General features: G+C 50.9%; 16 protein-coding genes. 9 read left to right on the top strand and 7 right to left on the bottom strand.

From position 1 onward, the window contains the following. Positions 1-498: 498 nt before the first annotated feature. The 8 genes from yhhY (at position 499) to FD428_RS21775 (ending at position 5,297) form a co-directional block, all read left to right on the top strand. Complete coding sequence (gene yhhY / locus FD428_RS01430) at positions 499-987, top strand: N-acetyltransferase (RefSeq protein ID WP_114848066.1); 489 nt, start codon at positions 499-501, stop codon at positions 985-987. Positions 988-1,243: 256 nt separating this feature from the next. Further along, positions 1,244-2,449 (top strand): type VI secretion system tube protein TssD, encoded by a 1,206-nt coding sequence (tssD, locus tag FD428_RS01425; RefSeq protein ID WP_223849127.1) that lies wholly within the window; start codon positions 1,244-1,246, stop codon positions 2,447-2,449. Between the two features lies 1 nt (position 2,450). Then, the gene (locus tag FD428_RS01420; RefSeq protein ID WP_114848067.1) at positions 2,451-2,708 is read left to right on the top strand and encodes a hypothetical protein; all 258 of its coding nucleotides are present in this window, start codon (positions 2,451-2,453) and stop codon (positions 2,706-2,708) included. 41 nt (positions 2,709-2,749) lie between these two features. After that, positions 2,750-3,028 carry a YrhB domain-containing protein gene (locus FD428_RS01415; RefSeq protein WP_114848068.1) on the top strand — a complete coding sequence of 93 codons (279 nt, stop codon included), beginning with the start codon at positions 2,750-2,752 and terminating at the stop codon, positions 3,026-3,028. Between the two features lie 22 nt (positions 3,029-3,050). Continuing rightward, complete coding sequence (locus tag FD428_RS01410) at positions 3,051-3,296, top strand: MarR family transcriptional regulator (RefSeq protein ID WP_114848069.1); 246 nt, start codon at positions 3,051-3,053, stop codon at positions 3,294-3,296. Positions 3,297-3,640: 344 nt separating this feature from the next. Further along, entirely contained in the window at positions 3,641-4,741 is a 1,101-nt protein-coding gene (gene tssD, locus FD428_RS21780) for a type VI secretion system tube protein TssD (RefSeq protein ID WP_223849109.1), read from the top strand. A 1-nt stretch (position 4,742) separates the two neighbouring features. Next, complete coding sequence (locus FD428_RS01400) at positions 4,743-4,979, top strand: hypothetical protein (RefSeq protein WP_223849110.1); 237 nt, start codon at positions 4,743-4,745, stop codon at positions 4,977-4,979. Between the two features lie 63 nt (positions 4,980-5,042). Next, positions 5,043-5,297 (top strand): hypothetical protein, encoded by a 255-nt coding sequence (locus tag FD428_RS21775; RefSeq protein WP_058668217.1) that lies wholly within the window; start codon positions 5,043-5,045, stop codon positions 5,295-5,297. A 75-nt stretch (positions 5,298-5,372) separates the two neighbouring features. On the opposite strand, the gene ggt is transcribed toward FD428_RS21775, so the two are convergent. Continuing rightward, entirely contained in the window at positions 5,373-7,118 is a 1,746-nt protein-coding gene (gene ggt / locus FD428_RS01390; protein WP_114848070.1) for a gamma-glutamyltransferase, read from the bottom strand. A 120-nt stretch (positions 7,119-7,238) separates the two neighbouring features. On the opposite strand from ggt, the gene FD428_RS01385 reads away from it, so the two are divergent. Beyond that, positions 7,239-7,619 carry a DUF2756 family protein gene (locus FD428_RS01385; RefSeq protein ID WP_012135554.1) on the top strand — a complete coding sequence of 127 codons (381 nt, stop codon included), beginning with the start codon at positions 7,239-7,241 and terminating at the stop codon, positions 7,617-7,619. Here the strand turns inward: FD428_RS01385 and ugpQ are convergent. The 6 genes from ugpQ to livF form a co-directional block, all read right to left on the bottom strand. Next, positions 7,600-8,349: a glycerophosphodiester phosphodiesterase gene (ugpQ, locus tag FD428_RS01380; protein WP_114848071.1), complete on the bottom strand. Its 750-nt coding sequence runs from the start codon at positions 8,347-8,349 to the stop codon at positions 7,600-7,602. The genes FD428_RS01385 and ugpQ overlap by 20 nt on opposite strands. After that, positions 8,346-9,416 carry a sn-glycerol-3-phosphate import ATP-binding protein UgpC gene (locus FD428_RS01375; RefSeq protein ID WP_012135556.1) on the bottom strand — a complete coding sequence of 357 codons (1,071 nt, stop codon included), beginning with the start codon at positions 9,414-9,416 and terminating at the stop codon, positions 8,346-8,348. Before FD428_RS01375 ends, ugpQ begins: the two co-directional genes overlap by 4 nt. Before the next feature lie 8 nt (positions 9,417-9,424). Further along, positions 9,425-10,270, bottom strand: coding sequence for a sn-glycerol-3-phosphate ABC transporter permease UgpE (ugpE, locus tag FD428_RS01370; RefSeq protein WP_047460601.1), 846 nt, complete (start codon positions 10,268-10,270; stop codon positions 9,425-9,427). Beyond that, complete coding sequence (gene ugpA, locus FD428_RS01365; RefSeq protein WP_024131024.1) at positions 10,267-11,154, bottom strand: sn-glycerol-3-phosphate ABC transporter permease UgpA; 888 nt, start codon at positions 11,152-11,154, stop codon at positions 10,267-10,269. Before ugpA ends, ugpE begins: the two co-directional genes overlap by 4 nt. Positions 11,155-11,254: 100 nt before the next feature. Further along, entirely contained in the window at positions 11,255-12,571 is a 1,317-nt protein-coding gene (gene ugpB / locus FD428_RS01360) for a sn-glycerol-3-phosphate ABC transporter substrate-binding protein UgpB (RefSeq protein WP_024131025.1), read from the bottom strand. 206 nt (positions 12,572-12,777) lie between these two features. Further along, on the bottom strand, positions 12,778-13,491 hold the full coding sequence (livF, locus tag FD428_RS01355; RefSeq protein WP_047463875.1) for a high-affinity branched-chain amino acid ABC transporter ATP-binding protein LivF: 714 nt from the start codon (positions 13,489-13,491) through the stop codon (positions 12,778-12,780). Positions 13,492-13,500 lie beyond the last annotated feature (9 nt).

The following is a 13,500-nucleotide window of genomic DNA, read 5'->3' as shown; positions in this document are numbered from 1 at the left end:
GATTGCATACACCATAGCGCAAACAACATGTGGGAAATAGCGGTGAAACGATCGTAGGCCGGATAAGCATAAGCGCCATCCGGCGTCACAAGAACCATTGCCGGATGACGGCTTTGCCTTATCCGGCCTACAAAAGAAGAAGCCTCAAGATCGGTCGTCGGCGTCGCGGTCAGTTTGTTCACGGCAAGCGCGCAGGGCCCGGAGCGTACTAAATGTACGTGAGGAGCACGAGCACTTCCCGGGGACAAAATGACAAGTAAGCCAGGCCGAACACCCAGCTCAAAAAAAAAGCCAGCACCCGGCTGGCTAAAGTAATACTGGAAGCAATGTGAGCAATGTCGTGCTTTCAGGTTCTCCGCAAGGGTCTCCCTGAACGCAGAGCAATAATAATCATTCTCATTCGCACTTGTCCAATACTTTTTGCAAAAAAATGCAGTTGACTCCGTTTTTAAAGTCAATGATGTTTAAAAGGACTTTTAACCTGCTAAGGACACAGAAATGAGCGAGATAGTGATACGCCACGCGGAATCAAAAGATTACGACGCAATTCGTCAGATCCATGCCCAGCCGGAGGTGTATCACAACACGCTACAGGTTCCTCATCCTTCCAGTGCGATGTGGCAGGAGCGGCTAGCCGACCAGCCCGGCATCAAACAGCTGGTCGCCTGTATTGACGATACTGTCGTTGGACATCTCACCATTGCGGTCATCCAGCGTCCGCGCCGCAGCCATGTCGCCGATTTTGGCATCAGTGTTGATGCGCGGTGGCAAAACCGTGGGGTCGCCAGCGCGCTGCTCCGTACCATGATCGACATGTGCGATAACTGGCTGCGCGTGGAGCGTATTGAGCTAACGGTATTTGTCGATAATGAACCCGCCGTGGCGGTCTACAAGAAGCATGGTTTTGAGATTGAAGGCACCGGCAAGAAGTACGCACTGCGTAACGGTGAGTATGTCGACGCATACTTTATGGCGCGGGTGAAGTAATTTTCGCCTCCCCTCTCTCCAGGAGAGGGGAATATCCCGTAATTAAAAGTAGTCCTGCCCAATTCAGAATATCCTCAATAATATTTGGCTAAAGTGAAAACATTTATTAACTCTGTATACGAATCTGAGAATAGAGCGTAAACAGATAATAAAGAAAGGATTCACGGCTAATACATTTAGCATGCCGTTATTAAAGGATAAGATAATAATGGGAAATATTGTCTACCTGACAATTGCAGGGGAGCTGTAAGGTGCTATTTCCGATGGATGTGGAACGATAGCCTCAGTGGGCAACCGCTGGCAAACCGGACACGAGGATGAAATTTTCGTATTTTCACTCTCGAATAGCATAACCAGTACTGGTAAAGGTTCTCATTTACACGGATTGCGATTTTGTAAACTGATCGATAAAAGTACACCGTTGTTTGTTAATGCTATTAACAACAACGAGCAGTTGTATATGGATTTTTATTTCTACCGCATCAATAGATTCGGTAGATGGGAGAAGTATTATTATATTCAACTGCGGGGAGCATTTCTATCAGGTATTCAACACCAATTCAGCGAAAATAATTTAGATACAGAAACAATAACCATCAGCTATGAATATATCCTCTGCAAACACCTTATTGCCAACACTGAGTTTAGCTACCTGGCCTTGCCCGAGAACTACAACCGTCTATTTATCCCCCGTCCAAAAACACCCGCAGATAATAGCCTCAAAACGTTAAACAGCAAAGGGGTTGGCAGATTGCTTGCCGCCGGAGGTATCTACAACGGGAATATCGAAGGTTTCAGGGAAACGGCAGAAAAGTTGGGAGGAGATGCGATTAAGGGATATGATCACGTCCTGAATGATCAAACGAAAGGAACCATAATAGCCTTAGCATCAATCGCTTCTGTCTTTGGTATGGGGCGGTTAGGATTAGCTTCGGAGGTGGAAAAGTTCGGACAGGCAAAAGTCTGGAAGACACTATCAGTTCCAGATAGCATTGACACCACTACCATTGCAACAACAGGACAAAATTACCGCGCAATTGCCGCTGGTGCTGAAGACTTGAGTGTTGCACAAACAAAAACGCTGACACAATTGCCCAAAATGGGCTCAAGAATTATTGTAACCAAAGGCTTTGGGCAGAATGATTTAGCAGCGCTTAGTGCAGCTACAGGCGACGAGTTTGCAATGTTTACAACAGGTGGTAGAAGATTGATTATTCGCGGAAATGCAACCGGAGTACCAATAGGCATTGTTGAAGCTGAAGAGCTTGCTGCTAAAGGTTGGCGATGGTCCAGCCATGTTCATCCAGATGGAACATTAAGATCTTCTCTTGGTGATAGAGCGATTTTGAAGATATTTAAGGATCACAATTTGAATAGTAAGAGTTCTATATCTGATCCTTATGGACGCAGGTTCAACTTTTCACCTGATGGCGATTTAATTAGCCCAGAATGGAGACCATAGAATGAAAAAAATACCTTTAGACATTTTAGAACAAAAAGCAAAAGAAATTAGCAGAAAGACATTGGGTGATTATATATTGCCAGACAATATATTTTCACAATTGGCTTCAGGAGTAATTATTGATGGTGACGACAGAGTTTTTGTGCTGTTCATTCCTAAAGAGCGAGCAAAAGATACAATAGACATACTTAGAATAAGAATGAATATTTATTCAGGAGAAGGTTTTGTAGAATATATTGGGCTTGAGCGGAAAAAGTAGAAATCCAGATAATAAAGTTATGCGCTTTAAGGGGAATGCTAATGATCACTTACAAAGAAGCCATAAACAAAGCCAATAAGTATCTTCACGATACAGATGCCCCTGTCGTCATCACACTCCACGGAAGATTTACAGAAGGTTGGTTTTTTTGTTTCGAATCAATGGAGTATCTCAAAACCGGAGACAACGCTTCCCGTCTGGCAGGAAACACTCCTTTCATCATCGATAAAGATAGCGGTGAAATCTTTGATTTAGGTACTACCTGGCCGCTGGAGAAATATTTAAAAGACTACGAAGAGAGCAAAAAAGCACGAAGCTAAGCTTACCCGGATACAATTAACTATGATAACTGAAACTGAACTTAACGTACTAAAAGTTATGGCCGAAAAAGATATTAACTGGAACTGGATGAATCTGGATCGCACGCTTTCCATGAAAATAATCCCGGGGTTCAGCAATGTCGTTAATATTGTGAATAAATTGGCTAGCGAGGGTCTGGTAAATATTGAAGATAGCGGGCATAAGTCCATGCCTCACTACCACGTCTCTGAACAAGGATACAGGCGACTAAAAAAAGAGAATTTATAATATTAGTTCTGACTGCAACTCACCATAGCAACCGTTCAGAACACCGATTCGGATTGCACCAGCGAAAGTGAGCCAGCAGTTAGAACGACCCGATAAGTCCCCTCCAGTATTGCAATAATAACCCCAGGAAAATCCCATACTAATCACCACAATTTATCATATATACAGATATATTTATCCTGCATATCACATCCAATAAGATTACCCTCAAAGCATTAGTCTAAAAGTGAAAGTTTTCGTTTCTTCTGTATACGAACGACGTCATCAGGCGTAAATAAAGAAATGGATAAGGAGCAAGCGACGCCATTATTTACGACAGCACGTAACAGAAGGATTTGAATGGAATGAGTGATATCGTCTACCTGACGGTTTCAGGACAACAGCAGGGCGCTATTTCTGCCGGATGTGGAACGATAGCCTCAGTGGGCAACCGCTGGCAAACCGGACACGAGGATGAAATTTTCGTATTTTCACTCTCGAATAGCATAACCAGTACTGGTAAAGGTTCTCATTTGCACGGACTGCGATTTTGTAAACTGATCGATAAAAGCACGCCGTTGTTTGTTAATGCTATTAACAACAACGAGCAGTTGTATATGGAGTTTTATTTCTACCGCATCAATAGATTCGGTAGATGGGAGAAGTATTATTATATTCAACTGCGGGGAGCATTTCTATCAGGTATTCAACACCAATTCAGCGAAAATAATTTAGATACAGAAACAATAACCATCAGCTATGAATATATCCTCTGCAAACACCTTATTGCCGACACTGAGTTTAGCTACCTGGCGTTGCCCGAGAACTACAACCGCCTGTTTATCCCCCCGGTCAATCCGGGATTGAAAACCCTCAACAGTAAAGCTGTCGGCCGACTGCTTGCCGCAGGCGGCGTTTACAATGGGAATATAGAGGGGTTCAGGGCCACTGCGGATAAATTAGGTGGCGATGCACCTGCTGGTTACGAGCAGGTGCTTAATGAAAAAACAATTGGACTGGGTATTGCTGCTGCATCTATACTCTTTGCAAGAAAACAACCCAACCTAAGGCAGTTAGAGGAATTAAAAAAGGTTAAATGGGTTGATGAAAATGCAGAAATGAGTCAAAGAGCAAGAAATTATAACGATTCAGCTACTGGTGCTCGTTCAAACATTAATACTCAAAAAGGTCAAGCACCAACCATAGATAGAACCGATACAAAAAATAATAGCAGGCAGGTTCGCTTTGATGGAGTTGATGGAAATGTAATGATAGACAGGAAGATATCTGTAGTTACGACTCAAAAAGCTAAAGATCAAGCAATAAGACAGTCCGAGGCATTGAACAATAACAAAATGACAGGACGTTGGGAAGTACCAAATCAAACTCAAGCAAGTCGCGCACAAAAGATGTTTGATGAATTGGGAATCAAAAATATAGAGGTGAAAATTGTTAAAGAACAGTGAAGTGAAACTTGCAAAAATCATTGTCGATCTGGCTATATTTTTGGAGTTTACCAGCCCTGATTTGCTTGATCCTGACTGCGCTGTAGAAGCAATGGAAGGTATTTCAGCTGAACTGCAATCCTTAAACCATGAAGATAGAGACAACATGGCTAATATATTTAAAAATTTATCAAAAAAATATACAAGTGATAAAGCAGAATATGTTAGAAACCTTCCAGAATCATTAGGAATTATCTAATGCATCACAAAAAAACACCTTTAAAAAGGTAAAGAGCAATAAATAAAAATCAAATAGTTATATATGACAATAACTATAATTGAGTTTAACGTATTGAAAGTTATGGCAGAAAAAGACATTAACTGGAACTGGATGGTTCTGGATCGTACCCTTACTACCAGAAACATTCCTGGATTTAGTAACGTTGCTAATATCGTAACTATTCTGGTTAATCACGGATTAGTTGATGTCGTATACGGTAAGGACAAATCAAGACCACGCTACAGAGTTTCCCAAAATGGTTTTGACTTCCTTAAAAATCAACAACAACTTCTTTAGCCTTGAATTTTATAATCCTTCCCAAAATTATGTCTAATAAGTCAAGCCCCCTTCCACCGAAGAGGGCCGTTATCCTCAATACCCCGCCGTTAAATCATCGACTGAGCGCGGGTCAGACGCGCCGTACAGCGAACCATCCGGCCCGACCATGATGCTCTGGGTGCTGCCCATCGCTTCTTTCAGCGCGACTTTTTGCCCACGCTGTTCCAGGAGTTTCAGCGTATCCGGGCTAAAGCCCTTTTCCACGCGCAGCTCATCCGGCAGCCACTGATGATGGAAACGCGGTGCGTTGGTCGCCTCAGCGACATTCATCCCGAAATCGATGCTGTTGACCACCATTTGCAGCACGGTGGTAATAATCCGGCTACCGCCAGGGCTGCCTGTCACCAGCCAGGTTTTGCCATCTTTCACCACAATGGTTGGCGACATTGACGACAGCGGACGTTTCTTCGGCCCTACGGCGTTAGCATCGCCGCCCACCAGACCGTAAACGTTTGGTACGCCAGGTTTCGCGGAGAAGTCATCCATCTCATTGTTGAGCAGAATTCCGGTGTTTCCCGCCACAATCCCGGTACCAAACGTGGTGTTCAGGGTGTAGGTGACGGCCACCGCGTTGCCGTCTTTATCCACCACCGAGAAGTGGGTGGTCTGATTGCTTTCGTACGGCGCCAGTTTACCGGGGCGAATCTCGCTGGACGGTTTGGCTTTATTGATATCTATCTGATCGGCGATGGATTTCGCATACGCTTTACTGGTCAGCGCCTGCCACGGCACCTTCACAAAATCCGGGTCGCCGAGATACTCCGACCGATCGGCATAGGCATATTTCTCCGCTTCAGCCATTATCTGCATGGCATCGGCGCTGCCAAACCCGTATTTCTTCATGTCGAAGTTTTCAAGGATATTGAGGATCTGCACGATATGAATGCCGCCGGAGGACGGAGGCGGCATCGAAAAGACCTGATACCCGCGATAGTCGCCGCTAATCGGCGTGCGTTCTACCGCTTTGTAAGCCGCCAGATCCTCTTTGGTGATAAGCCCCCCGTTCTTCTGCATCTCCTGTGCGATCTGGTCAGCTATTGCCCCTTTGTAGAAGGCATCCGGGCCATTCTCAGCAATCATCTCCAGACTTTTCGCCAGGTTTTTCTGCTCCAGCTTGTCGCCCTTCTTCAGCGGTTCGCCGTCTTTCCAGAAAATGGCCTTGCTGTTTTCATAATTCGGCAGCACCTCACTACCGTAGGTTTTCAGGTCATCCGCCAGCGCATCGTTGACGACGAATCCCTCATCCGCAAGTTTCATCGCCGGGCGTATCACTTTGTTGAGCGGCAGGGTGCCGTATTTCTCCAGCGCCAGCGAGAATCCGGCCACAGTGCCCGGCGTACCGGTCGCCAGGTGCGACGTCAGCGATTTTTTACTGTCAGGATTGCCCTGATCGTCCAGGAACATATCGCGGGTGGCATTGGCTGGCGCCATTTCGCGGAAGTCGATCGCCGTAGTGTTCCCGTCTTTGGTGCGCAGCAGCATAAAACCCCCGCCGCCGAGGTTCCCTGCCTGCGGATGCGTCACCGCCAGCGCATAGCCAACGGCAACCGCCGCATCGACGGCATTTCCCCCTTGCTTAAGGATATCGACGCCAACCTGGGTCGCCATCGCATCCACGGATGCCACCATCCCCTGCTTCGCACGAACAGGGTGGAAAACATCCTCTTCAACACCGTATGACACCGGAGGTGGCGCAGGCGGCGCGGCAACAACACTAAAACAACTTCCTGAGAGCAGAGCAGCAATGGCTACCCGGCGCAAAAACGTCGGTTTCATCATCGTTATTCTCCAGAGATACGGGGTCAGCCCCCCACTAAGCCTGGTGCATAACTCTGAAATAATCATCGTTGCGGCGGGAAAGGAGTAAACTTAATAGATCCCCCCAGAGGAGGAAAGACGATGAAACGACTCTTAATTTTAGCGGCGCTACTGCCGTTTTCCGGCTTTGCGCAGCCCATCAACACCATGAATAACCCGAATCAGCCGGGGTATCAGATCCCGAGTCAACAGCGGATGCAAACCCAAATGCAGACGCAGCAGACCCAGCAGAAAGGAATGCTTAACCAGCAGTTAAAAACGCAGACCCAGCTTCAGCAACAGCATCTGCAAACGCAGATGAACAATAACGCGCAGCGGGTCCAGCAGGGCCAGGTGCGTGAGCAGGTTTTACCAAACAACAATGGCGGTATGTTAAGCGGTGGAACCCGCCAGAGCAGCGGTCAGCAACATCTGCTGCCCCAGCGACAGAGTGGCGATATGCTCAATAACTCGCCGCAGTAAAATCCGGCCCAATCACATCAATGGCATCGGTACAGATGCAGTCCACGCCCCAGCGCAGCAGTTCCGCCGCGCGCTGGGGTTTGTTGACGGTGTAAACCAGAATGCGCAGTCCCGCCGCCCTGAGCGCTTTTACCCGCGCTTCATCGAGCAATTTATGGTTGAGATGAACAGAGACGCAGCCCAGCCGGGTCGTCAGCGCATGCCAGTCGTCACGCCAGTCATCCAGCAGTAAACCGCGCGGTAGCTCTGGCGCCGCCTGTTGCGCCGCTTCCAGCGCATCAATTTCAAACGATGAAAGCAAAGGCGCGGTCATTCCAGACCACAGCTCCCGCGCCGCCAGCGCCACCACTCTCCCCGTCAATGGCCCGGTGCCGGTCGTCGGTTTAATTTCAATATTCGCCATCATGCCGTGCTCGCGGCAGCGTTCCGCTACCTGAGACAACAGCGGCAACGGCTCGCCTTTAAACTTGCCGCTAAACCAGCTCCCGGCATCAACGCGCAGCAGATCCTGCCAGTTGACTTCCCCCGCCACGCCCCAGCCGTTACTGGTGCGCTCCAGGTTGTCGTCATGCAGCAGAAAGATCTCGCCGTCTTTCGACAGCTTCACGTCAAACTCAATCATCGTGTGTCCGCACCGCGCCCCCACGTCAATCGCCGCCAGCGTGTTTTCCGGTGCGAGTTTTCCGCCGCCGCGATGCGCGACGATGTGGGGATAAGGCCAGTTACTCATACTCGTTGTCCTGTTTCGCCATCGAAAAGATGCAGATGATTTTCCGGCAAATGCAGCCATAGCGTGCCGCCTGCCGTCGGACGTTGCTGATGCGCCAGCCGCACGACCATTTTTTGATCGCCCCAGCGTCCGTGCGCCAGGTTATCCGCCCCCAGCATCTCCAGCGTGTCCATCACCAGCGGTACGCCGCCTTCCGCCTGCGAGCTTAGCGCAATATGCTCAGGACGGATACCCAGCGTCATTTTCCGCCCGGCATAGCGACGATAGTTCCAGTTAACGGGCAGCGCCATCCCGCTCTCCAGCTCAAAATGGGTGCCTGCGGCGCTGATGCGCCCCTCCAGCAGGTTCATCGCCGGGCTGCCGATAAAGCTCGCCACAAAGCGGCTGGCGGGCTTCTCATACACCTCTACCGGCGTACCGATTTGCTCCGCCACGCCTTTGTTCATCACCATCACCCGCTGGGCGAGCGTCATCGCTTCGACCTGATCGTGCGTCACGTACAGCGAGGTGGTTTTCAGGCGGCGATGCAGATGTTGTAACTCAAGGCGCATCTGGACGCGCAATTTAGCGTCAAGGTTGGACAACGGCTCGTCAAACAGGAAGACGGCCGGATCGCGCACAATCGCACGCCCCATTGCCACACGCTGGCGCTGACCGCCGGAAAGCTCGCGTGGACGGCGTTTGAGCAAACCGTCCAGCTCCAGAATCCGCGCCGCCTCTTTCACCCGTTCAGCAATATGCCCTTTGCCCATGCCGCGAATCTTCAGCCCCCACGCCATGTTCTCCTCTACGCTCATGTGTGGGTAGAGCGCGTAGTTCTGGAACACCATCGCAATGCCCCTGTCTTTCGGCTCCATCTCCGTAACGCGCTGGCGGTCAATCCAGATATCGCCGCTCGTTACCCGCTCAAGCCCGGCCACCATACGCAGCAGCGTCGATTTACCGCAGCCGGACGGCCCAACCATCACAATAAACTCGCCATCCGCCACATCCAGCGTTAACGGCTGTATGACCTGGGTTTTGCCGTCCCAGCTTTTGGTTACTGCCTGTAATTTCAAACCAGCCATAAAATTTCCTACTTCTCACTGTCCACCAGGCCGCGTACAAACGCGCGCTGCATGGCTAAAACGATAACGACGGGGGGAATCAGGGTCAGCAGCATCGCCGCCATCACCTGATTCCACTGAGTGGTGCCTTCCCCGGTGGCGATCATGCCTTTAATCCCCGCAACGGCGGTGCCGAGATCAACGTCGGTAATAATCAGCAACGGCCACAGGTACTGGTTCCAGCCGTAGATGAAAGTGATGACGAACAGCGCCGCGAGATTGGTTTTCGACAGCGGCAGCACGATGTCGCGGAAAAAGCGCATCGGTGAAGCGCCGTCGATGCGCGCCGCTTCAATCAGCTCGTCCGGCAGCGTCATAAAGAACTGGCGAAACAGAAAGGTGGCAGTCGCTGAGGCCATCAGCGGCAGGGTCAGACCCGCGTAGCTGTCGAGCATTTTCAGATTGGCAATCACTTCCACCGTCGGGAAAATACGCACCTCAACTGGCAGCATCAGGGTGATAAAGATCATCCAGAAAAACAGATTACGCAGCGGAAAACGAAACCAGACAATGGCAAACGCTGACAGCATAGAAACGGTAATTTTCCCCACCGTAATGCCAAAAGCCATGATGAAACTGTTAAGCATCATCAGCCAGAACGGCGCGCTGTTCACGCCCACGCCGTTAACCCAGATCGTTGCCATGTTTTCCAGCAGATGCGTTCCGGGGATGAGCGTCATCGGCGTATCGAACACCGCGCTGTTGTCCAGCGTCGCCGCCACAAAGGCGACGTACAAGGGAAACAGGATCACCACAATCCCCAGAATCAACATGGTGTGGCTGAATATCGTCAGCCCGCGACGGTTCTCAATCATTGGTAACGCACCTTACTTTCCACATAGCGGAACTGGATAACCGTCAGAATGATGACGAGGAACATCAGCACCACCGACTGTGCGGCAGAGGCGGAGAGATCCAGCCCGGCAAAGCCTTCGCGGTAAATCTTATAAATCAGCGTGGTCGTCGCCTGTACTGGTCCGCCTGCGGTAGCGGCGTCAATCACCGGGAAGGTGTCGAAGAAGGCATACACCAGATTGACCACCAGCAGGAAGAAACTCACCGGCGCAATCAGCGGTAGCGAAAGTTTAAAGAAGCGCCGAACTGGACCCGCCCCATCAATCGCTGCCGCTTCCGTCAGCGAGCGGGGAATGGATTGCAACGCGGCAAAAAAGAACAGGAAGTTGTAACTAATCTGCTTCCAGACTGAAGCGAACACCACCAAAAACATGGCCTGGCCGCTGTGTTGCGCATGGTTCCAGTCATAGCCGAACCCGGCAAGAAAATGGGTGATTAGCCCGCGCCCAGGGTTGAACAGGAAGATCCACAGTACGGCGGCCACCGCTGGAGCAACGGCGTAAGGCAGCAGCATCAGCGTTTGATACAGGCGGCTTGCGCGTACCACGTAATCCACCAGCGCGGCGAAAAACAGCGAGACCAACAGGCCGCTTACCGTCACCAGCGCACTGAATTTCATCGTCGTCCAGAAGGAGTCGAGGTAGTAGCTGTCATGGAATAAGGCGACAAAGTTATCCAGACCGACAAACTGGCTGGACAGCCCAAACGGATCGACGCTTTGCAGCGAATACCACAGCGCTTCGCCCGCAGGCCAGATAAAGAAAATGACGGTGATCGCCAGTTGCGGCGCAACCAGCAAATACGGCAGCCAACGCGAGCGAAACACCGGACGGGATGATGACATGAAGATTTGATTCCTGAACAGTGCCGGGTGGCGGCTTCGCCTTACCCGGCCTACGGTCTTGTAGGCCCGGTAAGCGCAGCGCCTCCGGGCATATCATGCGTTACGATTTCGTTGACTGCTCAAAGCGACGCAGCAGCTGATTACCACGCTCAACGGCGGCATCCAGCGCCTGCTGCGGGGATTTCTTCCCGGTCCACACGCTTTCCAGCTCCTCATCCACAATGGTGCGGATCTGCGGCATGTTGCCCAGACGCAGACCTTTGGTGAACGGCAACGGCGGCTTGTTCAGCATCTGGCGCGTGGCAATATCCGCGCCGGGGTTCTTGTCATAGAATCCCTGCTCGCGGGTCAGGTCGTAAGCCGCTTTGGTGATCGGCAGATAGCCGGTTTTCTGATGCCATTCAGCGGCATTTTCCGGCTTCGCCAGGAAGTCGAGGAATTTCGCCACGCCGGTGTAGGTCTCTTTGTCTTTACCCTGCATCACCCACAGACTCGCCCCGCCGATAATGGCGTTTTGCGGCGCATCTTTGGCATCCGCGTCATAAGGCATCATGCCTACGCCGTAATTAAATTTGGCGTAGTGGCGGATATCCGCCAGAGAACCGGAAGAGGCGGTGGTGATGGCGCAATCGCCGTTGTAGAACTTCTCAGTGGATTCGTCTTTACGCCCGAAGTAGCTGAAATCACCCTTCTTGTTCAGTTCTTCCAGCAGCGCGATATGTTTCACCTGCTCCGGCTTGTTAAATTCCAGCACCGCGTCAGTACCGTCAAAGCCGTTATTTTGGGTGGCGACCGGCAGACCATGCCAGGCGCTGAAGTTTTCAATCTGAATCCAGCCCTGCCAGCCGCTGGCGTAGCCGCACTTCATTCCCGCCGCCTTCAGCTTCGCGGTGTACTCCGCCAGATCCTGCCAGGTTTTCGGCGGCTGCTCTGGATCTAAACCGGCTTTTTTGAAAGCGTCTTTGTTGTAGTACAGCACTGGCGTGGAGCTGTTAAACGGCTGGGACAACAGATGTCCGCTTTTGGAATCGGTGTAGTAACCGGACACCGTCGGTACAAACTGCGACTCATCGAAACTGATGCCCGCGTCGCTGAACACTTCATAGACCGGTTTAATCGCTTTCGACGCCATCATAGTCGCAGTGCCGACTTCATAAACCTGCAACAGCGCCGGAGCGTTGCCGGTACGAAACGCGGCTATACCCGCGCTCAGGCTCTGTTCATAGTTGCCCTTATACACCGGCACAATCTTGTAATCAGGATTGGCCGCATTGAAACGTTGCGCCAGAGAATCAACCTCTTTCCCCAGCTCGCCTTCCATAGAATGCCAGAATGGAATGGTGGTAACGGCCATGGCGTTTCCCACGAATGCCAGGCTTAACGCCAGTCCTAACGCTGTATGTCGTAACGATGTCATTCGCTTATCTCTCTTGTTGTGCCGGATGCGCGATATCACGCGTTTTATGCTCGCGAGGTAACATGACATGCGCGAATGACAGAAAAATAACTTTTTAGTTACAAATAAATGACAGCCAAACGTCAGCAGGATGATAAGAAGATGATGGAATGGTGAAGATAATATGTAGGCCCGGTAAGCGTCGCGCCACCGGGCACACAGACGGTTTAGCCTCCGAGGTATGCGCTGCGCACCGCTTCGTTGGCCAGCAACGCATCGCCGGTATCTTCCAGCACCACATGACCGTTTTCCAGCACGTAGCCGCGATCCGCCAGCTTCAGCGCCTGATTCGCGTTCTGCTCGACGAGGAAGATGGTCATTCCCTGCTCGCGCAGCTGTTCGATGGTATCGAAAATCTGCTGGATAATGATCGGCGCCAGACCCAGGGACGGTTCATCCAGCAGCAGCAAACGCGGCTGGCTCATCAATGCACGACCAATCGCCAGCATCTGCTGTTCACCGCCGGACATAGTGCCCGCACGCTGGATACGACGCTCATGCAAACGCGGGAACAGCGCGTAAACCCACTTAATGCGCTCCTGAAACTGGTCGCGCTCGGCGAAAAAACCGCCCATCGCCAGGTTCTCTTCTACCGTCATACGGGAAAAGACGCGACGCCCTTCCGGGACAATCGCCACCGCTTCACGCATGATTTTCGCCGTCTGCCAGTCGGTAATGTCTTTGCCATCAAACACAATCCGACCGCTGGTGGCGCGCGGATCGCCGCATAACGTGCCGAGCAGCGTGGTTTTACCCGCGCCGTTGGCGCCAATCAGGGTGACGATTTCTCCCTGACGAATATGCAGGCTCACCTCGTGCAGCGCCTGGATTTTGCCGTAGTGGGCACTGACTTTGTCAAAGGACAACATGACTTTTTCCATCTTATGCGT

This window comes from Citrobacter sp. TBCP-5362 (assembly GCF_005406305.1).
Classification (GTDB): Bacteria; Pseudomonadota; Gammaproteobacteria; order Enterobacterales; family Enterobacteriaceae; genus Citrobacter_B; species Citrobacter_B koseri.
This window is presented reverse-complemented; position numbering and strand designations above follow the sequence as displayed.